This is a genomic window from Cohnella sp. GCM10012308, from assembly GCF_042649185.1.
In the GTDB taxonomy this organism is placed as follows: domain Bacteria; phylum Bacillota; class Bacilli; order Paenibacillales; family Paenibacillaceae; genus Cohnella.
In genome coordinates, this window is sequence record NZ_JBHRYU010000037.1 from 13323 (window position 1) to 36844 (window position 23522).

Sequence of the window (23522 nt, forward strand, 5' to 3'; positions counted from 1 at the left end):
GATGCGAGACACCGAGACTGGGCGTGCAGCCAATATGTATCGCACGGCGAATGTCCCCCTGTCGCACCCGCAAAAGCGGATCGGCTACGTCGAGCAGCGCTACCCTGACACGTCCCTTCACGTAGTCGGCTGCACCTCCGTCATTCGCGGTGATGTCGACTTCGACCGGCTCGCGCGCGCGATACGCCTGTTCGTAGACGAGCGCGATGCGTTCCGGCTCGCGTTCGTCGAGACGCCGGACGGCTTGATGCAAGGGCTGCGGACAGCCGTGCCGCCGTTCGAGATTCCGCTTGTCGACCTGTCGGGCGAAACGGATCCGGACGCCGAGCTGGAACGATTCGTTCGCCGGGGGGCCGCCGAGCCGATGCAGCTCGCGGACGAGGCGCTGTTTCGATTCACGATGTTCCGGCTGGACGGCGGGCGTACGGGGTATACCTACAGGTTCCATCACGCCATTGCGGACGGCTGGTCGGTGCAGCTGCTGTCGGAGCGGATTGGGGACCTGTACGAAGCGGACCGGACGGACAGGTCGGGAAGTGCGGGCGAATCGGGAAATTCCGGATATTTTGCGCTGCTGGAGCGCGAGCGGCAGTATGCCGCTTCGCCGCGCTTCGAGCGGGACCGGCGCTTCTGGCAGGCACGATTCGCCGCCCTGCCCGAGCCGCCGTACCCGCTCGCCGAAGGCAGTCTTGCCGGAGAGCGGCATTCGTTTCGCATCGATCCGGAACTGGGCGCTGCAGCCCGCCGTCACGTCGAAGCGCAGGGGCTGTCCGTCCACGCGATGTTTACGGCGCTGGTGCTGATCCTGCTGCACCGCGATACGGGCGCTCGCGATCTTATCGTAGGCATGCCCGTCTACAACCGGACGACACGGGAGGAGAAGCGGCTGTTCGGCATGTTCGCGAGCACGATGCCGCTGCGAATCCGAGTGGAGGGGGACGATAGAGCGAACGATTTCGTCATGCGGGTGCACGAGGGGCTTAGGACCTGCTTGCCGCATCAGAAATACCCCTACGACCTGCTGGCGCAAGATCTGGAGCTGCGCAGGCAAGGGATGGACGGGCTGTTCCAGGTGACGGTCAACGTTTACAACACAAGGCCTCGCGACACGCTTGACGGATATGCCGTGGAAACGCAGGAGCTGTACGCCGGCTGCCAGACGAACCCGCTGGACGTCGTCGTTCACGAATGGGCGCCGGACGGCGGGTTTACGGTGGATCTCAAGTACCGCAAATCCTGCTTTGACGCGCAGCGCATCGAGGCGATGGCGGAGTCGCTGCAGGCGCTGCTCGGCGGGATGATCGCGGACGGCGGGCGTTGGATAGCCGATATGCCGCTGGCTGCCGGGCGGACGCTTCGCCTGCTAGAGGCGTTTAACGATACGTATCGGCCTTACCCGGAGGAACGTACGCTGCATGGATCGTTCGAACGCCAGGCGGCGGCGACGCCCAAGCGGATTGCCGTCGAGTGCACCGGACGCACTGTGAGCTATGAGCAGTTGAACGAAGGCGCGAACCGAATCGCGTCGCGGCTGCGGGCGGCCGGAGCGGGGCCGGGCGCGATCGTCGGGCTCCTGTCGGAGCGGTCGCCGGCGCTGCTCGCCGGCCTATACGGCATCCTCAAGGCAGGCGCCGCCTACTTGCCGCTCGATCCCTCGCATCCGGAGGAGCGGATCGCATACAGCCTGGCGGACAGCGGGGCGCGATTGCTGCTGGTGTCGCCGGGCATGCGGGAACGGGCTGCCGGGTGGAAAAGCGCGACGGAAGGCGGGCTTGCGTTCGTCGAGTTGGATGCCTGGGCGATTGCCGGGCGGGCGGACGTTGAACGGGATGTTGGACCGGAGGCCGAACCGGGTGCAGCGGGACTAGCCCTATCTAGAGTTGAGGTCTCGGCCGGCGAAAGGGTAGCGACGTCCGACGATCTTGCTTATCTCATCTACACCTCGGGCTCCACCGGCAAGCCGAAAGGCGTCATGATCGAGCACGGCGCGGCTGTCAACTTTGTCGAAGCGATGGCTGAGGCGTTGCCTCTGCCAGACGCGCCGGTGGTGCTCGGCGTGACGACGGTGTCCTTCGACATCTTCGTCACCGAAACGCTGCTGCCGCTGTCCAAAGGGATGCGAGTCGTGCTCGCCACGGAGGCCGAGCTTCGGGACGGGGACGACCTGCGCTCGGTAATCGCGCGCAGCGGGGTGAACGTCGTGCAGATGACGCCTTCCCGCATGCAGCTGCTGCTTGAGGGCGACGATTCTGAAGCGCCGTTCCTTGGCGGCGTGCAGGTCGCGATGATGGGCGGGGAGCCGCTGCCGCCCTTGCTGCTGTCGCAGCTCCGCCAGCGGACGGAAGCCCGGATTTTTAATATGTACGGGCCAACGGAGACGACCGTATGGTCGACGCTGCAAGAAGTGACCGCCGGACGGCGCATCACGGTAGGCCGTCCGATCGCCAACACGCAGGTGCTTATTCTGGATCGGCGGGGCGAATTGCTTCCGGTCGGCATGGCGGGTGAGCTGTGCATCGCCGGCGCGGGGCTCGCGCGGGGCTATCATAACCGGGACGAGCTGACGGATCGCGCGTTCGCGGCCCATCCGCACGCAGGCGGCAAGCTCTACCGGACCGGCGACCTTGCCCGCTGGCTGCCGGATGGCGAGATCGAGCACCTGGGCAGGATCGACCGCCAGGTCAAGATCCGCGGCTACCGGATCGAGCCGGGCGAGATCGAGAGCTGCTTGCTGTCGCACGATGCGGTCCGGATGGCGGCGGTCGTCGACCGCGAGGACGCGCATGGCATCCGCGAGCTGCACGCGTACTATACGGCATCGCGGCCGGTGACGCCGGCGGAGCTGAGAGCCTTCGCGGCGCGCTGGCTGCCGGCGTACATGATTCCGGCGGCGTTCGCGGAGCTCGCCGGGCTGCCGCTCACGCCAAGCGGCAAGCTCGACCGGCGCGCGCTGGCTGATCTGCCGCCGAGCCCAGCGGACCCGGCTGCCGCCGCTATTTCTACCGCGGCCGCTCCCGCAGTCGCCCTCGCTGCTTCGTCTGCCATTTCAGCGGCAGCCTCCGCCCTCGCTTCCGCAGACCCTGGCGCCCGATCGCCCGGCTTCGTCCGCGCACCCGACGCCGCGTCCGAAGCCGCAGCCGCATCTGCGCGGCCAGCTTCGGACGCGACCGAACCGGACAACGCCGGCCCGCTCCTGTTCAGCGACGCCGAGGACGACCGCGCGCTGTCGCATACGATCGCGGCCTGCCTTTCGTCGCTGCTGCCCGGCGAACCGCTTGTGCCGGACGACGATTTTTTCGCTTGCGGCGGCCATTCGCTCCACGTGCTTCGCGCCGTCGCGCTGCTCAAGGCACGCAGCATTCCCGCCAAAGCATCGGACTTGTACGCCGAGCCGACGCCGGCAGGACTCGCATCGCTGCTTCGGCTGCGCGAGGGGCGATTTGCCTACCGTGCCGTCAACGAGACGAGCGCTACGCGGCTGCATGCGCCATCGCCGATCCGCGTGCTCGGCAGCGTCGTGCCGAACCGGGACGCTTTTACCTGGGAACAAATCAACTGCTTCACCAAGCCGATGGCCATCCTGTTCGATTCGCTCGCGCCCGGGAGCTTCGAGCCGTTTTTGTTCCATGTCCAATTCGGGCTTACCTTTTTTCCGGACGGCTGGAAGGCGGATCTGTTCGAACGCGGCAGCGAGCCGCATGCCGACTTCTTCGAATTGTACGAGAAGATGCTGAAACCAATTTTCGGCATCGACCTTGGCCGCCGCTCTTACGCTAGCGAAGCGGAAATGCGGGAGCTTCTGATCGAAGCGCTGGACCGGGGACAGCCGTCGCTCGTGCCGGGCGACCTGTACGGCCTGTATTTTTCGCATCATTATCGCAGCGAACCGCACACGCACTATTTTATCGTCAAAGGTTACGACGCCAAGCGCGACCTGCTGTTCGTGCTGGACAATATGCATATCGACGACGGCTCGCGCCCCGTCTACCGGGACTTCGTCGTTCCCTTTGCCGATCTGTTCGAGATGAACAGGCTTTACGCCGCCAATTGGTGCGAGGACGGAACCGCGCCTCACCTGTGGTCGCTCAGCCGCGCGACGGACGAGCCCGTCTCACCGGCGTCGTCGCTCGCCTATCATCGGGACCAACTGGCGCGTTGGCAGCGCGGGGAATCGGCGCTTCGCTTCCTGGAGCGCGAGATCGCGATCGAGGTGGAAACGCGGCAGGATGCGGGGAGGTTCGCCAAGGCGATCCCGCTCTCGAACTACAAATCCGTCTACTACGAGCTGCTCTTCAAGCTGCTCGAGGCTTCCGGGGGCGAGGTTGCCGCCGTCGGGTCGTTGCGGGCGCGCAGCGCGCAGATAGCCGCGGCTTGGGAGCCGCTCCGGCTCGCGCTGTTCGACCGGATCGGCGAGCGGACATACCGCTTTGGAGACCTGATGCCGGAGATAGAGCGGATCGTGGCAGAGGAGCATCTCTTTTTCGAAGGGGCGTTGCAGCTGTTGAACCAGGCGGTGTCCGTCACAGCCGAAGGGCGCGAATACGGGGATGCGATCGAGCTGCGAGAAGCCGGAAGACTGCACGTCTCTAATCCGAACGGAACCGCGATCGAGCGGACGGACGAACAGGTGCGCATCGTGCATACGTCAGACCGCATCGACGATACGTGGATCGTGAAGGACGAAGCGCCGCAGCTGCTGCTGGTGCCCGCGAAGTCCGACTTCGTCTTCGAGACGACAACGGTTAACGACGTGAAGTTCGGCGGGTGCTTCCATAACGGCATCGTCGTGAAATTTAAGAGCAAGGGCAAGATTATGTTCGGCTGCGCGCGGCGCAAGCTGCTCGGCGTGTTCTACCCGGAGCGCACGGACAATTACGAGCTGTATTCGAGACCGGAGGTGGATGCCGTTCATGGACTCCGAGTCGAGGCGGAGGAAGCGGGCAAATTGCGCTTTTTGGCCCGGCACGCGGCAGGGGAAGCATGGGAGCTGCTGCTTGAGCTCGACGCACCGGACGAGATCGCCCGGATCGGGCTGTTCTCGAAGACTTGGGAGCCGACCGACCATACGACGGTATTTTCAAACGTGAGGTATATGACAGGCGCGCGGGCCATGCGGCCTGCGGACGCGAGGAGAGGGGACGGCTATGACGCGAATTGAGGCGCCGCTGCGAAGGATTGCGGAATTTATGGCGGAACAAGGGGAAGGCAGGACAAAAATCTGGGTACCGGAAATATGGAATACGTGCGGATACGGCAGCATCGCGGAGCGCCGGGAGGGCGAGATTCTAGTCGATGCCTATCCGTTTTTGTCGGCGCATCTGAACAGGTTAACGGAGGTCAGTCGTCTCGGTGCCGCCGCCGAAGTCGCTTCTGCGCGCGAGCCGGCGGAAGACGGGGCGACTGCATTAGCAACCGCAGCCACGGCAGCGACAGCGCCCGAGGCCGATCTCGATAATAGCATCATCTACAGCACGCTTGTCCGTTACTCGACGGCTTGGGACTACGATCGCGACGGCAGGATCGAGTCGGGCACCTTTCTGCGATTCATGCTCCTGCTCCCGCTGCTGAAAAGGATGGGCGTCAACATCGTCTACATGCTGCCGGTGACGCGCTACAGCACGCTGCATTTGAAGGGTAATATCGGTTCTCCCTACGCGGTGCAGTCGCTCTTCGAGCTCGACCCGAATCTGCACGATCCGCTGCTGGACGGCATGCCGGAGCTGACTGTGCACGACGAACTGTCCGCCTTGGTCGAAGCTTGCCATACGCTGGGCATGCGAGTCGTCGTCGATTTCATTCCGCGGGTGACCGCGCGCAATAGCGACCTGCTGGCCGCGCATCCGGATTGGGTGTATTGGATCCGCAAGGAAGCGCTGGACGGGTTCCGGCTGCCGCATATTCCGGAGCTCGGCTTCTTCGAGGAGTGCACGCCGGACAAGCTGGAGACGGTATACCGCAGCGCGGAGACCGCGGAGTTCCTGGCCAAATTTTCCGAGCCGCCGAACGTACTGGACGAAGCGCTGTGGAAAAAGCTCAAGCGGCGTTCGGCGGAGACCGGCGAGGAGCTGCTGGCGCTTGTCGAGGAAGAGATGGGCATTACGACGTCTCCCGCCCACTCGGACTGGATCAACGACGTGCAGCCGATCTGGACGGACATCACGTTCTGGCGATTGTACAGAGATACGGCGCCTGCGGCTCGGCCTTACATTCGCGAGGATCAGCCGCCCTACGTGCTGTTCGACACGATCAAATGCAACTATTACCCTGGCGAGGAGCCGAATCGGGAGCTGTGGGACCTGTTGGTGGCCGCCGCGAGATTTAATCTCGAGCGTTACGGCATCGACGGTTTTCGCATCGACATCGGCCACGTGCTCCCGGTTCCGCTGCTGGAGGAGATCTTCGACGCCATCCGTTCGATCCGGCCGGACGCGCTGCTCATCAGCGAGGATCTATTCAACCGCAATCACCGCAAGGCGGCGGCCGTCGGCTACAATATTATGCTCGGCAGCGGCTGGAACGTGATGACCGACATCCGCAAGGACAATCTGCTCGCCTACATCCGGGAGCTGCCGGAGCTGGACATTCACGTGTTCGCCTGCGCCGAGACGGCCGACACGCCACGCATCACGAGCAGGGGCGGGACGGCGCTCGCGCGGATGATCGCGGTGTTCAACCACCTTTTGCCGCGGGCCATCCCGTTCCTCGCGACCGGCTTCGAGCTGAACGAGGAGCGGCCGATGAACTGCGGCCTCGGGGACAATACGGACGGCGCCGATATCCCGCGCGCTTTTTTCCACGAGATGACGATGGACTGGACGAATCCGCGGCCGATGATCGGACTGCTAGAGCGGCTGTCCGAGACTCGCCGGAGCTTGCTGCCGCTTATGCGGCCGGAGCGTTTTTTCACGGCGGAGACGCCGGACGACATTGTGGCTTATGGTTACCGCTCCGAGGCGGGGATGGTGCTCGCCGTGTTCAATCTGGGCACGGAAGCATCGGTCTCTCTTTCGGTAAGCGAGCTATTGGGGGACGAGGCTTCTGGAGCGGGAAAGCGCGGCGAACTCTTGGTGTGTGTCGACAGTGCGGAGGATTCGAAAATGGATGGACGCCGCGTGAGTCGCTTCGAGCTGAGGCCGCGCCAAGCGATCGTGCTGTCGACGGACTAGTCGGCGCAGGGATTCTCACATAGGAGAGGGGGGCGGATCGGGGTATTTAACTGTATTTTATGCAGTTATCACAACAGCTTTAACTCGTTTGAGGAAAATTAACTGCATAAACGTGCTTATCGTTTACGACGTTAAAAAGCGGTACGAGCCGGCAATGGCTGTACCGCTTTTTTAACACTAGCACATTCGCTCGACAGCACATCGCCCGCGCAGTCCCGCCGCCGCGTCAAAGTGCTTCCGCTCGGCAGCACATCGCCCGCGCAGTCCCGCCGCTGCGTCAAAGTACCTTCGCTCGAAAGCACATCCCCACGAAGTCCCGCCAACTCGTCAAAGTACTTTCGCTCGAAAGCACATCGCCCACGAAGTCCCGCGGACTCGTTAAAGTACTTTCGCTCGGCAGCACATCCCCACGAAGTCCCGCCAACTCGTCAAAGTACTTTCGCTCGAAAGCACATCGCCCGCGCAGTCCCGCCGCCGCGTCAAAGTGCTTCCGCTCGGCAGCACATCGCCCGCGCAGTCCCGCCGCTGCGTCAAAGTACTTTCGCTCGAAAGCACATCGCCCACGAAGTCCCGCGGACTCGTTAAAGTACTTTCGCTCGGCAGCACATCCCCACGAAGTCCCGCCAACTCGTCAAAGTACTTTCGCTCGAAAGCACATCGCCCGCGCAGTCCCGCGGACTCGTTAAAGTACTTTCGCTCGAAAGCACATCGCCCGCGAAGTCCCGCGGACTCGTTAAAGTACTTTCGCTCGAAAGCACATCGCCCGCGAAGTCTCGCGGACTCGTTAAAGTACTTCCGCTCGGCAGCACATCGCCCGCGCAGTCCCGCCGCTGCGTCAAAGTACTTTCGCTCGACAGCACATCGCCCGCGCAGTCCCGCCGATACATCAAAGTACCTTCGCTCGAAAGCACATCGCCCACGAAGTCCCGCCGATACATCAAAGTACTTTCGCTCGAAAGCACATCGCCCACGAAGTCCCGCCAACTCGTCAAAGTACTTTCGCTCGAAAGCACATCGCCCACGAAGTCCCGCCGCTGCGTCAAAGTGCTTCCGCTCGGCAGCACATCGCCCGGGCAGTCCCGCCGCTGCGTCAAAGTACTTTCGCTCGAAAGCACATCGCCCGCGAAGTCCCGCGGACTCGTCAAAGTACTTTCGCTCGGCAGCACATCGCCCGCGCAGTCCCGCCGCTGCGTCAAAGTACTTTCGCTTGGCAGCACCTCGCCCAGTCCGCTGCCCCGGCGGTGCAGACCGCTTTACTCGGCCGCGCTCGCTTCGACTGCCAAGGCTGCGCGCGCGCTCGCCGGCGCCAGCCATATCGCGTGGCCGTAGGCAGGCAGCTCCACGCGCAGCGTTCCCGCCGCGCCTGAGGTGCCCGTTACGCCCGTTACCGCGTCGCGCCACTCGCCATCCTGCTGCGAGACCGGCACATCGATCGCGACCGGCAGCTCCTGATTGTTCAAGACGATCAGGAAACGTTCATCCGCGTCCCAGCGCTCGTAAGCGAGCACCTGGGGCTGCGTCTCGATCGGCACGAACGCAAGCCCGCTGCCGCGCAGCGCGGGGTGCGCTTTACGAAGGGCGATAAGACTGCGGAAGAAGTCGAAAAGTTCGCGGTCCTGCTTGGCCGCATCCCATTCCATGCACCGGCGGTTAAGCGGATCGTGCGCGCCGTCCATGCCGATCTCGTCGCCGTAGTAGACGCACGGCGTGCCCTGGAAGGTCATCTGGAACAGCGTTGCCAGCTTCAAACGGCGTTTGTCGCCTTCGCACAGCGTCAGCAGGCGATCCGTATCGTGGCTGCCAAGCAGGTTGAACGCAGCTTCCATGATTTGCTGCGGGTAGCTTGCCAGCTGCGCGCCGATCGCCTGCGCGAACCGCGGCGCATCGGTCGTGCGGTGCGCGAAGAAGTTCAGCAATATGTTCGTGAACGGATAGTTCATGACGGCGTCGAACTGGTCGCCTTGCAGCCAAGGCATCGCATCGTGCATGATCTCGCCCAGGATGTAAGCGGACGGGTTAGCCTGCTTGACGACCCGGCGGAATTCCCGCCAGAACTCGTGATCGACTTCGTTGGCTACGTCGAGGCGCCAGCCGTCGAGACCGACCTCTTCGATCCAGTAGCGTCCGACGTTAAGCAGATAGTCCTTGACCTCGGGGTTCGCGGTGTTGAGCTTGGGCATGATCGGCTCGAAGCTGAAGGTCTCGTACGTCGGTACGCCGTCCACCACGCCGAGCGGCCATTGACGCACGCGGAACCAATCCACGTATCTCGAATTCGGGCCGTTCGCTAGCAAGTCCTGGAAGGGGGCAAAGTTGCGTCCGCAGTGATTGAACACGCCGTCCAGCAGCACGCGGATCCCTCTCGCATGGCAGGCGTCGACGAGCTCCTTCAGCTTCTCGTTGGTGCCGAACTGCGGATCGACGCGCATGTAATCGGACGTATCGTATTTGTGGTTGGTCGTCGCGGCGAACAGCGGGTTGAAGTAGACGGCGTTGACGCCGAGCTCGCTCAGGTGGTCCAGATGGTCGATGACGCCTTGCAGATCGCCGCCGAAAAAGTTGGCGGGCGTCGGTACGCCACCCCACGGAAGCGCGTTTTCCGGACTGATCGAAGGATCGCCGTTCGCGAACCGTTCCGGGAAAATCTGATAAAATACGGCTTCCTTGGCCCATGCCGGCGGCGTATGCACATCCAGCGGATTGAGATAGGGGAAGTCGAACAGGCCTTCGTACATCACGGTCGGGGGCTGCTCGAAAAAGCCCTTTTCCAGATAGTACACGGTCTCATCGCCGTCGTGAAGCGCAAAGTAGTAGACCAGCCTGCGGTACTTGGGCCGCACTGCTGCCTGCCAGTAGTCGAACAACGCGTCTGAACACCAACGCTCCATAACGACCGTACCGTTCGCCTTGCTCCAATCGTACTTGTCTCCGCAGACCAGGTCGACGGTGGCGACGTTGCCGCGCTTGGTCCGCAAGCGGATGTGAAGCGTGGCGTCGTCGTAGGCGTAAGACCAGTTCTGTCCCATGCGGTGGTACACGGCTTCGAGTTGAATCATGGATAAGGGCCTCCTTAATCGGCAAGTAAACGCAAAAAGGGCACAACCTCAGATGAAGACGAGGTTGAACCCGAAAGTTTCATTGCCTTTAAATTTCCTACATCATATCATAGCGCTTGCAAGAGTTCAATAACCATTCGTGGATATATCTGGATGTACCTGTCGCCGGTGGATTCTGTCGAAGTGAGTGCGGGAATTCGCCAAGCAAAGCCGTATGAATGCCGCAATAAAAAGGAGGATGGTACCCGAATGGCGCTGCTGCGGGCTGACGATCGCGTTTGGGCTCCGATTGGACGGGGATTTATCCATTCAGGTTCGATGGAACGAGTGGGGCGGAGGAGATCTTACTTTTAAAAAGTTTTTAAAGAGGAGTTGACAAAGAAGGTGCCGCTCTACTAAGATGAATACATAAATGATCGCTTCACTTTTTGGGAACGTTCCCATTAATGAATCATTTGCAAGAGACGACTGCCTTGGAGTCAGCGCTTTCCGATCGGAAGTCGGAGGAACGTTTTTAACGTTTACCGGTAGCATGCAACCAGAGGGATGTCGAATTCGAGCGAGTGATTGTTTTACAGAAATTTTGGGAACGTTCCCAAAATTGCCGATCAAAAAGTAAGCGCTTCAGCGTGCGCGCAAAACTCGATCTCGGTGAGTGCAAAATTGCGTGCTGTCGTGCAGAGATGTCTAACGGCGGTAAAGAGACGTCAAGCCAATCGTCTACAGCCTGTTCATTAAGGGATTCATGGTTGCGTTTACAACTGGTTGATGCGGTTGAAAGTTAGGCGGGTAAAGAAGATAGCCAACGCTTCGCGAATCTGATAATCTCATGTTATCGTTTCTTTTGGGAACGTTCCCGAAATTCGGGAGTCGGTATAATGACGCAGCTGCCGAACCTTGCGGGAATTACTTATAGAAAGCAGGACGAAACATGGGACCGACCATTCACGACGTAGCCAGACTAGCCAACACTTCCAAAAGCACGGTATCTCGTTATCTCAACGGACAAAAGGTCAAACGCGCCACCCAGGAGGCGCTGGACCGGGCGATTAACGAGCTTAATTTTCACCGCAATGCCAATGCCCGAAGGCTTGTCATGGATAAGACGAACACGATCGGCGTCGTCGTCGACAATATCTCGAACGTGTTCTACTCCGGCATTATCGGGGGAATCGAGAGCGTCGCCGGCCGCAGGGGCTTCAATTGCATCTTCTACAGCTGGACGTCCAACTATGGCAGCGAGCGGGAGTTTCTGTCGCTGCTGTACGAAGGACAGGTCGACGGGCTTATTCTCGTCAGCTTCCAGAAGCGGTCCGAGGAAGACTTGGCCGAGTTCAGAGACTCCGCGTATCCGATCGCGCTCGTCGGAGACCATGGCGAGATGGAGGGTCTCATGTCGGTCGACGTCGACAACGCTGCAGGACTTGAAGAGATCGTAAGTTACCTGCACGGGCTCGGCCACCGGGAGATCGCCTACATCGCGGGTCCGCCGCATGCCGGCGCAAGCAAGTACCGGCTCAAGGGCTTCCGTCAGTCGATGGAGTCGCTTGGCCTGGCCGCGAATCCGGCCTGGATCGCGGAGTCGGACTGGAGCAATCAGGGAGGCTACGAGGCGATGCGCCAGCTCCTCAAGGCAGGCGGCTTCACGGCCGTCGTCGCCTCGAACGACGAGACGGCGATCGGCGCGCTGCGGGCCATTCAGGAGCAGGGGCTCAGCGTGCCCTCGCGGCTGTCGCTCGTCGGATTTGACGACATCTCGATCTCGGAGTGGGTGTTCCCGTCGCTTACGACCGTAAGGCAGCCGTTCCAGGAGATCGGCATGCTGGCGGCCGAAGGATTATTCCGTCGCATCGAAGGGGAGTATGAGAAGGTTGACAGCCGTTCCTACAGCCTGCTCAAGCCCCGCTTGATCATCCGCGATTCCTGCGACAGACCGGCTTCTATTTAAATAAAAGAGGGTTGGTGCGCATGAACACGAAAATCAACAAATCCCACTACGGATACATTTTCATTGCGCCGTTTTTTATCGGATTTCTGCTGATCGGCCTGGCGCCGATCCTGTATACCTTCTACCTTAGCTTGACCAAGTGGGACGGCTTCAGCGATCCGGTATACGTCGGCGCCGCCAACTATACCCGCTTGCTTCACGACAGCTTCTTCTTCCAGACGATCGGCAGCACGCTGATCATCTGGATCATGTCGATCGTCCCGCAGATTATCCTGGCGCTTGGACTCGCGCTCATCCTGAACGAGCGCTTCATCCGAGGCAAGCACTTTTTCCGTGCCGTATTCTACTTCCCTCATATCGTCACGCCGGTCACGCTCGGCGTCCTGTTCAGTCTCATGTTCGACTGGCAGACGGGCAGCATCAACAAAGCGCTTATGAACGTCGGGCTGGTCAACGATCCGGTCAACTGGTTCAACAATCCTTGGTGGGCGCGGATCATCGTGGCGGGCGTCATTTGCTGGCAGTATTTCGGGTTCAATCTCATTATCTTTATCGCCGGCCTTCAAGGCATTTCGAAGGAAGTATACGAGGCCGCAGAGGTGGACGGCGCGACAAAGCCCGTCATTATCCGCCAGATCATTTTGCCGCTGCTGCGTCCGGTCATGCTGTTCACCTTTATTACCTCCGTTATCGGCGGCCTGCAGCTGTTCGACGCGCCGCTCATGCTGGGGGACGGTCCCGGCAACTCGACGCGGACGATGATTATGTACCTGTATGAGACCGCATTCAAAAACTTCGATTACAGCTACGGCTCGGCCGTCGCCTACGGCATCTTTATCGTCGTCATGTTCTTCACCGCGATCACGACGCTGGCGACGAGAACAAAGGAATAGGAGGCGCCTCGCTTATGAGATCCGGATATACCCACACCAAAGCCGTGCTGTATCTCTTGCTGGCGGCCGTCGCGTTCGTTTGTCTCATCCCCTTCTACAGCATGCTGATCACGTCAACCCATGCGAACTCCGATATCGCGAGCAAGCTGCTGCTCTGGCCCGGCACCGAGCTGGCCAATAACTACGAGCGACTCGTCGGCTCCGTCAACATATGGCGCGGCTTCGCGAACACGGTGTTCATCTCGGTTACGGCGACGGCGCTTAACGTCTACTTTGCGGCGCTGGCGGGCTTCGGCTTTTCCAAGTACAGCTTCCGCTATCGCGGCTTCCTGTTCCTGTTCGTGCTCGGCACGATGATGATTCCGGGTCAACTGGGTATTATCGGATTTTATAAAGTCATGAGCATGCTTCAGCTCACCGACACTTACTGGCCGCTGCTGCTCCAATCGCTGTACAACGCGTTCGGCATTTTCCTGATGCGCCAGTTCGCGGACGCCTCGATCCCGGACGAAATCATCGAGTCCTCGAGGATCGACGGCTGCGGAGAATTCCGCATCTTCCACCGTATCGTATTCCCCCTTATGGGGCCGGCCATCGCGACGCTCGCCATCTTCTCCTTCATCGGCAAGTGGAACGACTTCCTGACCCCGATGATCATCTTGTTCGACAACGACAAGCAGACGCTCCCCGTTATGATCGCCAGCGTCAAGTCGGCGTTCTCCTCCGACTTCGGCGCCCAGTACGTCGGCATCGCGATCTCCGTCATTCCGCTGCTCGTATTCTTCGCCCTCATGTCCAAGCAGATCATCAGCGGCGTAGCGGCTGGCGCGGTTAAGGGCTAATCCGCAATTGAACCGAATGGACGGCACCGACAGTCACGACACGCCATGAAAGAGGTGATGCGGGTCCCGACGGACTGAAGAGGTTATGAAAGCGCAGTCAACCGCAAGGAACCCGGAATACCACTAGCTTAGATTCTCACTAAACGATCTAAAGGGGCGATTGCTTTGAAAAGAAAATCATGGCTTCCCGTATCGCTGGCGCTCATCCTTATCCTCACGCTGCTGTCCGCTTGCGGCGGCAACAACAACGGAAACAACGCATCCCCGTCATCTTCCGCATCGGCATCCCCGTCGGCTTCCGAACCGGCGGCATCTCCGTCCGCTTCGGCGTCGTCTTCTGAACCGGCTGCGCCTAGCGCGTTGTCCGGCAAGCTCGTCATCTGGACGTTCTTCGACCAGGTGAACGACATGGCGGCGAAGTTCATGGAAAAGAACCCGGGCGTACAAGTCGAAGTCAAGATGTTCCCGGGCGACCAATATCAGACGAAGCTGCTGACGGCGCTGCAAAGCGGCAAGGACCTGCCGGACATCTTCGATCTGGAGCGCGGTTATATCGGCAAGTTCATCGATTCGAAGTTCCTGGCGGACCTGTCCGCGATGGGCGCCGAAGACCTCGTCAAGGACTACGTGCCTTACGTACAGGGCCTTGGACGTTCCTCCGACGGCAAGCTGAAGGCGATCTCCGACCATTCCTCTCCCGGCGGCTTCTGGTACCTGAAGGAAACGGCAAAGCAATACCTGGGCACGGACGATGCTGCAGAGATCGGCGCCATGGTAAGCGACTGGGATAAGCTGGTCGAGACCGGCAAAAAGGTCTATGAGCAAAGCGGCGGCAAGGTTCACCTGATCGAGAGCGCGAACGATCTGTTCGATATCATGGCGTATAACACGGATGCGTGGGTCAAGGACGGCGCGCTGAACATCGATCCGAAGTGGAAGGACACTTATGCGGTCCAACAAAAGATCCGCGAGAACAACGTCGACGCCAAGCTCGACTTTATGTCGGCCGGCTGGGGCACGGCGCTGAACAGCGGCACGGTCGTGCTGACCTCGATGCCCGCATGGGCCGGATTTATGATCGACAACAAGGACGACAAGGCTGTCGGCAAGTTCGGCGTCGCACCGGCGCCGCTCGGCTTCTACACCGGCGGCACGTACCGCGGCATCTACGACAAGTCGCCGAACAAGGAACTGGCTTACGAATTCGTCAAGTATATCGCAAGCTCCGAATGGCAGACGTACAATCTCGGCAAGACGGGCAATATGCCGGGCCTCGCTACGGTATATCAAGACAACATGGATTCGTTCAAGTCGACCTTCTTCGGCGACCAGAACATCCTGAAGCCTTACTACGACACCGTCACGAAGCTGCCGGCGCTGTCCGCCGACAAGTACGGCGAAGAGATCCTGAGCCTGTGGCGCAAGACGGCGGGCCAAGGCATCACGAACAAGACGGATTACGACAAGGTCGTCGCAAGCTTCAAGAAAGAAGTGAAAAACGCCTTCCCGGAGCTGAAAGTCGACTAAGACTGTAAACTGCAACTGTTATTTATAGAAGAAACGGCATGGGCAGGACCGGCAGCGGCCGCAGGCACGGATCTGCGGCTTGGCACCGGACCGGCGATGAACGGGAACGTTACCGCGCGTCGTCGGCTCCGCTGTCGGCCGGCCCTCCACATTCCGCACGGGCTAGCGGAAGGAGAGACATAAGAGATGCAAACCATACACGATCACATCCGGCAGCTCCGCATTATCGACGCGCACGAGCATCTGGCGACGCCCGAGATTCGCCGCAGGGAGAATCACGACCTGTTCTCGCTGCTTCACTACCTGGAATCAGACCTCATTACGGCCGGCATGAAGCGCGGCGCGCTCGACCGGGATCTCGGCTTGTCCGACGAAGAACGGGCATCTATTTTTCTGAAATATTGGCAGCGCACGTCCAACACGACCTACGCCCGCATGTTCAAGCAGGCGATGGAAGAACTGCACGGTCTTCGCGAATGGAACGCGGCGGGCATCCTGCAAGCCAATGCGAGCGTGCTCGCGGCCAGCGCCAATCCGGGCTGGTACGACGACGTGCTCGGCAAGCAGTCGGGCATCGACCTGGCCTTTACGCTCATCCAGACGACGGATCTCGGCTACGACCGGTTCCGGCCGATCATGTTCCTCGATTTTACTTTCCGATTGAATACGACGGAGGACCTCCTCGATGTCTGGCGGATGATGGACAAGGACGCAATCGTGCGTTCGTTCCGCGCCTACCTCGACGCGACGGACGGCCTGCTGCAACGATACAAGCAAGAAGGCATGGTCGCCACCAAGCTGGGCCACGCCTATTGGAGAACGCTGGCCTGCGGCAATCCGACGCTTGGCGACGCGGAGCGGATATACGATCGGCTGCTCGGCGGGACCGAGATGACGGAAAGCGAGCTTCGGCCGCTGCAAGATTACATTATCCGGCACATCATCGAACGATCGACCGCGATCGACTTGCCCGTACAGATTCATACCGGCCACCACGAGACAAGCGTCTCGGGCGACGGCAACATCATCGGACGCTCCAACGCCGAGCATCTCGTGCCGCTGCTGCTGGATTACCCGGATGCGCGCTTCGTGCTGCTGCACGTCGGCTTTCCTTATCACCAAGTCTACCTCAGCATGGTCAAAAATTTCCCGAACGCCTATATGGACTTCACCTGGGTCTACATCATCACGCCGACCGCCGCCAAGCAGACGCTGCATCAGGCGATCGAGATGGTGCCGGCGAACAAGATCCAGGGCTTCGGCGGGGACTACAATCATATCGAAGGCACTTATGCGCATTTGAAATTGGCGAGGCGGATCGTGGCCGAGACGCTCAGCGAGAAGGTGGAAGCCGGCGCGCTGGGCGAGGCGGAGGCAATCGACTTCGCGAATCGCATTTTCCGCGGCAATATCATCGAGCTTTACGGGCTGGAAGGCTTGGATTGAGGAATGAGGAATGCGGTGCCGGTTGGCGTTGGAGTCGCGGGGACGCTTCTGAATGGTGAAGGATGGCGAAAGGCGTTGTACACCATCTGTAGCGCGACCTGGATTTCTGCATGCGATTGGAAAGGAGGACGGTGATGTCTGATTTCATGGAGAATGCCATGCGGGGTGCGAACGGGGCGGACAAAAGGTATGCGATCGGCCTCGATATCGGCACGACCTCGCTCTGCGCGACGGCGGTCGATACGCGTGACGGCAGCGCGGTGCGCACGCTCGTCCGGATGAATGCGGCGACGCTGCCCGCCTTGGCGACGGACGAGCGGCTTCAGGACCCGGACCGGATCGCGGACGAGCTGCTCGCGATGCTCGAGGAATGGCGGGACCTGCTGCCCGAGACGGCGGCGATCGGCATCTCCGCGCAGATGCACGGCATCCTCTATGTCGACGATCGCGGCAGCGCCGTTAGCCCGCTTTATACATGGCAGGACGGACGGGGCGAACGGCAGCTGCCAAGCGGAGAGGCCGCGGCAGTCGAAAAAGGCGCGGCGGATGCCGAGCGGACGTCCTCCGGCGTGCCGACCTACCGGCAGCAGTTCGAGGCGTTGAGCGGGTATCCCGTTCCGTCAGGCTACGGCCTGCTGACGCACGACGTGCTGCGCAGGACCGGCGGCGTGCCTGCGGCGGCCGCTAAGCTATGCACGGTCGGCGACTATGTCGCGATGCGGCTGACGGGCAGGCCGGCACCGCTCATCGACGCCACGCAGGCTGCAGGTCTGGGCCTGTTCGACTTGCGGAGCCGGTCGTTCGATACGGGAGCGGCAGTGCGCGCCGGCATCGACGCGGCCATGCTGCCGGAGTTAGCGCGCGAAGCTGGCGCGCTAGTCGGCGCGACGCCGGCCGGCATCCCTGTCCCCGTCGCCATCGGCGATAACCAGGCGAGCTATCTTGGCACGGTGCCGTCGCTCGCGGGCAGCCTGCTCCTTAATGTAGGGACGGGCGCGCAGTTGTCGCTGTACGCGCCGGAGCCGGCCTTGCCTGCTGCGGGCCTGGAGCTGCGGCCGTTTCCGGGCGGCGGATGGCTGCTTGCCGGCGCCTCGCTCGGCGGCGGCAAGTCCTACGCGCTGCTCGCCGGCTTTTACCGCGAGATCGCAGAGTCGCTCGGCGGCGAAGGCAGTGTGCCAAGCGATCGCTTGTATGACGCGATGAACCGCTGGGCGCTGTCGGCGCTCGACGAGGGGCATCCGCTCCCGAGCGTCGACGCCGCGTTCTTCGGGACGCGGACCGACCCGGAACGCACGGCCCGGATCGCGGCGCTGACGCCGGCGACGCTGACGCCGCAGGCGCTGACAGCGGGCCTGCTGGCGGGCGTCGCGGACGAGCTGGCCGCGTTCGCCGCGCAATTGCCGGCAGAGCTGCTCGCCGGCGTGCGGCGCCGCGTCGGCGCGGGCAACGGCCTTCGCCGCAACCCGGCGCTGCGCCGGCTGTTGGAGGAACGGATCGGCGGACCGCTGGAGCTCGCCGGAGAACGCGAGGAAGCCGCTTTTGGCGCGGCCGTGCATGCGGCGGTATGCGCGGGCATTTTCACAGATTACGACGAGGCGCTGACCTGCATGGGCGGCGCCCGCCTGACGGAAGGGGATATCGTTTAAATGAAGCACAGAAAGCTCTATATGATCGGCAACGCGCATCTCGACCCGGTATGGCTCTGGCAATGGCAGGAGGGCTTCCAGGAAGCCAAGGCGACATTCCGCTCGGCGCTCGACCGTATGAAGGAGTACGAGGACTTCGTGTTCACGTCCAGCTCCGCGGCGATGTACGAATGGGTGGAAGTGAACGCGCCGGACATGTTCGAGGAGATCCGGCAGCGAATCGCCGAGGGGCGCTGGAATATCGTCGGCGGCTGGTGGATTCAACCGGACTGCAACATTCCGAACGGCGAGTCGTTCGTGCGGCAGGGACTTTACGGTCAGCGTTATTTTATGGAGAAGTTCGGCGTGACGGCGAAGATCGGCTACAACGTCGACAGCTTCGGCCACAATGCCATGCTTCCGCAGATTCTGAAGAAGAGCGGCATGGACTATTACGTCATGATGCGGCCGATGCCGAACGAGAAAGGCTTGCCGAGCCGGCTGTTCTGGTGGCAGTCGGACGACGGCTCGAAGGTGCTGACGTTCCGCATCATGTTCGAGTACCTGTCGTGGGGCAAGGAGCTCGGCGGCCATGTGCGCCGCGCGTTGGGCGAGTTCAAGGAACCGCTGAACGACCTGCTGTTCTTCTACGGCGTCGGCAACCACGGCGGCGGTCCGACCAAGGAGAACATCGAGAGCATCCACGCGCTGAACGACGATCCCGACCTGCCGAAGCTCGTATTCGCGACCCCTGACCAATACTTCGCGGATATGGAGGCGTCCGGACTGTCGTTTCCGGTCGTCCACGACGATCTTCAGCACCATGCGAGCGGCTGCTACAGCGCGCACTCGGGCATCAAGCAGTGGAACCGCCAGGCCGAGAACCGTCTCGCCGCGGCGGAGAAGTATTCGGCGTTCGCCTCCTGGATCACGGGGCAGCCGTATCCGCTTGAAGCGTTCGGGCGCGCCTGGAAAAACGTATTGTTTAACCAGTTCCACGACATTCAGGCGGGCACGAGTCTGGAGTCGGCCTACGAGGATGCGCGCTACCTGTTCGGCGAGGCGATGGCGATCGCGGACCGCGCGCTGAACGATGCGGTGCAATCGATCTCCTGGCGCGTGGCTATCCGCCAGGACGAGGGCATGAAGCCGATCGTCGTCTTCAATCCGCATGCCTGGGCGAGCACGGTTAACGTGGAACTGGAGGTCGGCGGCATCGGTCCGAAAACCGTGCTGACGGACGAAAACGACGCGCCGGTGCCGTTTCAAACGGTACAGTCGCATGCGACCTCGGGCGGACGCTATCGCCTGAGCTTCATGGCGGAGCTGCCGCCGCTCGGTTACCGGACCTACAAGCTGGTGGCGGCGTCCGAATCGCTGAGGCCCGTCGGCGCGCCGATCGCGGCTAGCGACCTGGTGCTGGAGAACGAGCGCTTCCGCCTCGAGTTCGATCGCGACAGCGGCACGATCAAGAGTCTGCGCGACAAGAAGGCGGAGCATGACGTGTTTGCCGGTCCTGCGGCCCGTGCGGTCGTGATCGACGACAAGTCGGATACGTGGAGCCACGACGTGCTTCATTTCAATAAAGTGGCAGGCGAATTTAAGGCGGTTAAAGTATCGCGCATCGAGCACGGACCGGTCAAGTCGGTCATCCGCGTCGTTAGCCGGTACGGCGATTCGAAGCTGGTGCAGGACTTTGCGTTGTACCCGGACCGCGAGCTGATCGATGTCAGCGTGACGGTGGACTGGCGAGAAAAGTTTAAGATGCTTAAGCTCGTTTTCCCGATCAACGTCATCTTCAGCAAGCATACGTACGAAACGCCTTACGGCACGATCCAGCGCGAGCACAACGGCGAAGAGGAGCCGGGCCAGAGTTGGGTCGACTATACGGGCTTGACGCGCCAGACGAACAAAATCTACGGCGTGAGCCTGCTGAACGACGCCAAGTACAGCTACAGCATCTCGGGCAAGGAACTGGCGCTGACTGTTTTGCGCAGCCCGATCTATGCGCATCACGATCCGCTCGTACCGGAGCCGGACGGGGAATATTCGTTTATCGATCAGGGCATCCAGCGGTTCAACTACTCGCTGCTGCCGCACGAAGGCGGCTGGGAGCAGGCCGGCACGGCACACCGCGCGGCCGAGCTGAACTGCCGGCCTACGGCGGTCATCGAGACGTACCATGAAGGCGACCTGCCGCTGAGCGATTCGTATGCGGCTTCGTCCGCGGACAATGTCGTCGTGAGCGCGGTGAAGATTGCGGAGGACGGCAGCGGGGACCTGATCGTCCGCGCATATGAGACCGAAGGGCGCCGCACGCTGGCGGAGATCGCGCTGCCGCGCTTCGAGCGGACGATCCGCGCCGAGTTCGGGCAGAGCGAGATCAAGACGTTCCGCGTGCCGCGGGCCGCGGCGCAGCCGGTGGTGGAGACGGATTTGTTGGAGCGGGGCGTTTAAGCGACGATTGTTCCGCTAAGGGCATGCTGGCGCGGCCGGCGGGATGCGATAGCGGCACGGAATGCCGCTAAGGGTGCGCTGGCGTGGCCGACGGGTGCGATAGCGGCACGGAATGCCGCTAAGGTGTGCGCTGGCGTGGCCGACGGGCGCGATAGCGGCACGGAATGCCGCTAAGGTGTGCGCTGGCTTGGCCGGAGGGTGCGATAGCGGCACAGAATGCCGCTAAGGGTGCGCTGGCTTGGCCGGAGGGTGCGATAGCGGCACGGAATGCCGCTAAGGTGTGCGCTGGCGTGGCCGACGGGCGCGATAGCGGCACGGAATGCCGCTAAGGTGTGCGCTGGCGTGGCCGGAGGGTGCGATAGCGGCACGGAATGCCGCTAAGGGTGCGCTGGCTTGGCCGACGGGCGCGATAGCGGCACGGAATGCCGCTAAGGGCATGCTGGCGTGGCCGACGGGCGATAGCGGCACGGAAAGCCGCTAAGGGTGCACTGGTGCGGGCCGATGGGTGAGATAGCGGCATGGAATGCCGCTAAGGGTGGGCTGGCGTGGCCGACGGGTGCGATAGCGGCACGGAAAGCCGCTAAGGTGTGCGTGGGCGAGATTGGCCGGCGCGGTAGCGGCAGGAAGTGCCGCTAAGGTGTGTGCGAGCGCGGTTGGCTGGTGCGATAACGGAAATAAGTTCCGCTAAGGTGTATGCGAGCGCGGTTGGCTGGTGCGATAGCGGAATTAAGTTCCGCTAAGGTGCGTGCGGTCGCGGTTGGCCGGTGCGATAACGGAATTAGGTTCCGCTAAGATGCAGCCCCCCTGCCCGCCGAAACCATTTAACGATATGAAGCAACGGAACGGAGGTGCCGCGCATGAGCCGGACATTGGATGAGCTGATCGCGAAGTACCCGGAGCTGGCGGTCTGCCGCGCGGATATCGAGGCGGCGTTTGAGGCATCGCGCGAATCGTTCGCGCGGGGCGGCAAGATGCTGCTGGCGGGCAACGGCGGCAGCGCCGCGGATTGCGAGCATGTGGTGGGCGAACTGATGAAGGGCTTCATGTCGCCGCGCCGGCTGGGCGAGACTTCGCGGGAGAAGTTCGCCGTTTGGGGCGAAGAAGGCGCGTATATGGCGGATAGGCTGCAAGGTGCGCTGCCGGCGATCTCGCTTGTCAGCCAGTCGGCGCTGGCGACGGCCTATATCAACGACGTGGCGGCCGACATGGTTTTCGCGCAGCAGGTGTACGGATACGGGAAGCCGGAGGACACGCTCGTCGTGTTCAGCACGTCCGGCAACTCGGTTAATGTTGTGCGCGCGGTCCAGGTCGCCAAGTCGCTTGGCCTCGCGACGATCGCTTTTACCGGCAGCGGAGGCGGGAAGCTCGTATCCTTGTGCGACGTCACCATCCGCGTGCCCTGCGAGCGGACGCCGGACATCCAGGAGCGGCATCTGCCGATTTATCACGCGTTGTGCATCATGCTCGAGGAGGCGTTTTTCCCATGAGACGGCTGCTCGGGGGGCTGGATATCGGCGGCACGAAGTGCGCGGCGGTCATCGGGGAGGCATCGGAGGACGGGATCGATATCGTTGGGAAAACGAGTTTTCCGACGCCAGGAACGCCCGAGGAGACGATGGAGGCACTGATGGCCGCCCTCGAAGCGCTGCTCGCGGAGCACGGCGGCAGCGTAAAAGCGACAGTTGGGGATGCGTCGGCTGTAGCGGCGGCAGCTGCGGCGAGCTCGTCGGATCAGACCCGAGGCGGTCTGGCCGCAATCGGCATCAGCTGCGGCGGCCCGCTGGACAGCGAGGCCGGGCTGGTGCTGTCGCCGCCCAATCTGCCGGGCTGGGACCGCATCGACGTGCTCGCGCCGCTTCGCGAGCGGTTTGGCGTGCCGGTCGCCCTGCAAAACGACGCCAACGCCTGCGCGCTGGCGGAATGGCGCTGGGGCGCGGGGAGAGGCACTCGCCATATGGCGTTCCTCACCTTCGGCACCGGCATGGGCGCGGGATTGATTTTAAACGGCAGGCTGTACACCGGAGCGAACGACATGGCGGGCGAAGTCGGCCATATGCGCATGCAAGACGAGGGGCCGGTCGGCTACGGCAAAGCAGGATCCTTCGAAGGCTTCTGCAGCGGCGGGGGCATGGCGAGGCTGGGGATCGGCATGATCGAGGAATGGATGCAAGCGGGCAAAAAAACGCTGCTTCCATCCGGCGCCGACGCCGAGCAATCGCTTACGGCCCGGCTGATCTTCGATGCGGCCCGGCAAGGCGACGAGCTCGCCGCGCTGATCGTGCGCGTCACCGGCATCGAACTGGGGCGCGGTCTCGCGATATTGGTCGACCTGCTTAACCCGGAAGCGATCGTCATCGGCAGCATTTACGCGCGGCAGGAGCCGTTGCTCGCGCCGGTCGTGCTCGAGACGCTGCGCCGGGAGGCGCTGCCGCGCTCGCTCGAGGCTTGCCGGATCTTGCCGTCGCAGCTGCGGGAGAATGTCGGCGACGCGGCGAGCCTGTCGGTCGCGCTTCACGCGCTTGAAGCGTGAGCGATCGGGGCTTAAGGCGTGAGCGATCGGGG

At 62.0% G+C, this 23522-nt stretch carries 12 protein-coding genes; 11 read left to right on the forward strand and 1 reads right to left on the reverse strand.

What is annotated here, in order from left to right; translation table 11 throughout:
- Position 1 precedes the first annotated feature (1 nt).
- Both ACFOTD_RS28835 and ACFOTD_RS28840 read left to right on the forward strand, forming a co-directional pair.
- Positions 2-5158: an amino acid adenylation domain-containing protein gene (locus ACFOTD_RS28835; protein WP_378123415.1), complete on the forward strand. Its 5157-nt coding sequence runs from the start codon at positions 2-4 to the stop codon at positions 5156-5158.
- Positions 5145-7166, forward strand: a complete 2022-nt coding sequence (locus ACFOTD_RS28840) for an alpha-amylase family protein (RefSeq protein ID WP_378123416.1) — start codon at positions 5145-5147, stop codon at positions 7164-7166. The genes ACFOTD_RS28835 and ACFOTD_RS28840 overlap by 14 nt, the downstream gene beginning before the upstream one ends.
- A gap of 1253 nt (positions 7167-8419) precedes the next feature.
- On the opposite strand, the gene ACFOTD_RS28845 is transcribed toward ACFOTD_RS28840, so the two are convergent.
- Positions 8420-10222: an alpha-glycosidase gene (locus ACFOTD_RS28845; protein WP_378123417.1), complete on the reverse strand. Its 1803-nt coding sequence runs from the start codon at positions 10220-10222 to the stop codon at positions 8420-8422.
- A gap of 931 nt (positions 10223-11153) precedes the next feature.
- Here ACFOTD_RS28845 and ACFOTD_RS28850 point away from each other — a divergent pair.
- From ACFOTD_RS28850 to ACFOTD_RS28890, 9 genes are all read left to right on the forward strand, one after another.
- Positions 11154-12170, forward strand: a complete 1017-nt coding sequence (locus ACFOTD_RS28850; protein ID WP_378123418.1) for a LacI family DNA-binding transcriptional regulator — start codon at positions 11154-11156, stop codon at positions 12168-12170.
- 20 nt (positions 12171-12190) lie between these two features.
- Positions 12191-13063, forward strand: coding sequence for a carbohydrate ABC transporter permease (locus ACFOTD_RS28855; RefSeq protein ID WP_378123419.1), 873 nt, complete (start codon positions 12191-12193; stop codon positions 13061-13063).
- A gap of 14 nt (positions 13064-13077) precedes the next feature.
- Positions 13078-13905, forward strand: coding sequence for a carbohydrate ABC transporter permease (locus ACFOTD_RS28860; protein ID WP_378123420.1), 828 nt, complete (start codon positions 13078-13080; stop codon positions 13903-13905).
- Positions 13906-14070: 165 nt separating this feature from the next.
- Complete coding sequence (locus ACFOTD_RS28865; RefSeq protein WP_378123421.1) at positions 14071-15432, forward strand: ABC transporter substrate-binding protein; 1362 nt, start codon at positions 14071-14073, stop codon at positions 15430-15432.
- Between the two features lie 186 nt (positions 15433-15618).
- The gene (locus tag ACFOTD_RS28870) at positions 15619-16878 is read left to right on the forward strand and encodes an amidohydrolase family protein (RefSeq protein WP_378123422.1); all 1260 of its coding nucleotides are present in this window, start codon (positions 15619-15621) and stop codon (positions 16876-16878) included.
- A 134-nt stretch (positions 16879-17012) separates the two neighbouring features.
- On the forward strand, positions 17013-18524 hold the full coding sequence (locus ACFOTD_RS28875; RefSeq protein WP_378123423.1) for a sedoheptulokinase: 1512 nt from the start codon (positions 17013-17015) through the stop codon (positions 18522-18524).
- Entirely contained in the window at positions 18525-20960 is a 2436-nt protein-coding gene (locus ACFOTD_RS28880; RefSeq protein ID WP_378123424.1) for an alpha-mannosidase, read from the forward strand.
- 857 nt (positions 20961-21817) lie between these two features.
- Entirely contained in the window at positions 21818-22447 is a 630-nt protein-coding gene (locus ACFOTD_RS28885; protein WP_378123425.1) for a D-sedoheptulose-7-phosphate isomerase, read from the forward strand.
- Positions 22444-23490, forward strand: a complete 1047-nt coding sequence (locus ACFOTD_RS28890) for an ROK family protein (protein ID WP_378123426.1) — start codon at positions 22444-22446, stop codon at positions 23488-23490. The genes ACFOTD_RS28885 and ACFOTD_RS28890 overlap by 4 nt, the downstream gene beginning before the upstream one ends.
- Positions 23491-23522: the final 32 nt, after the last annotated feature.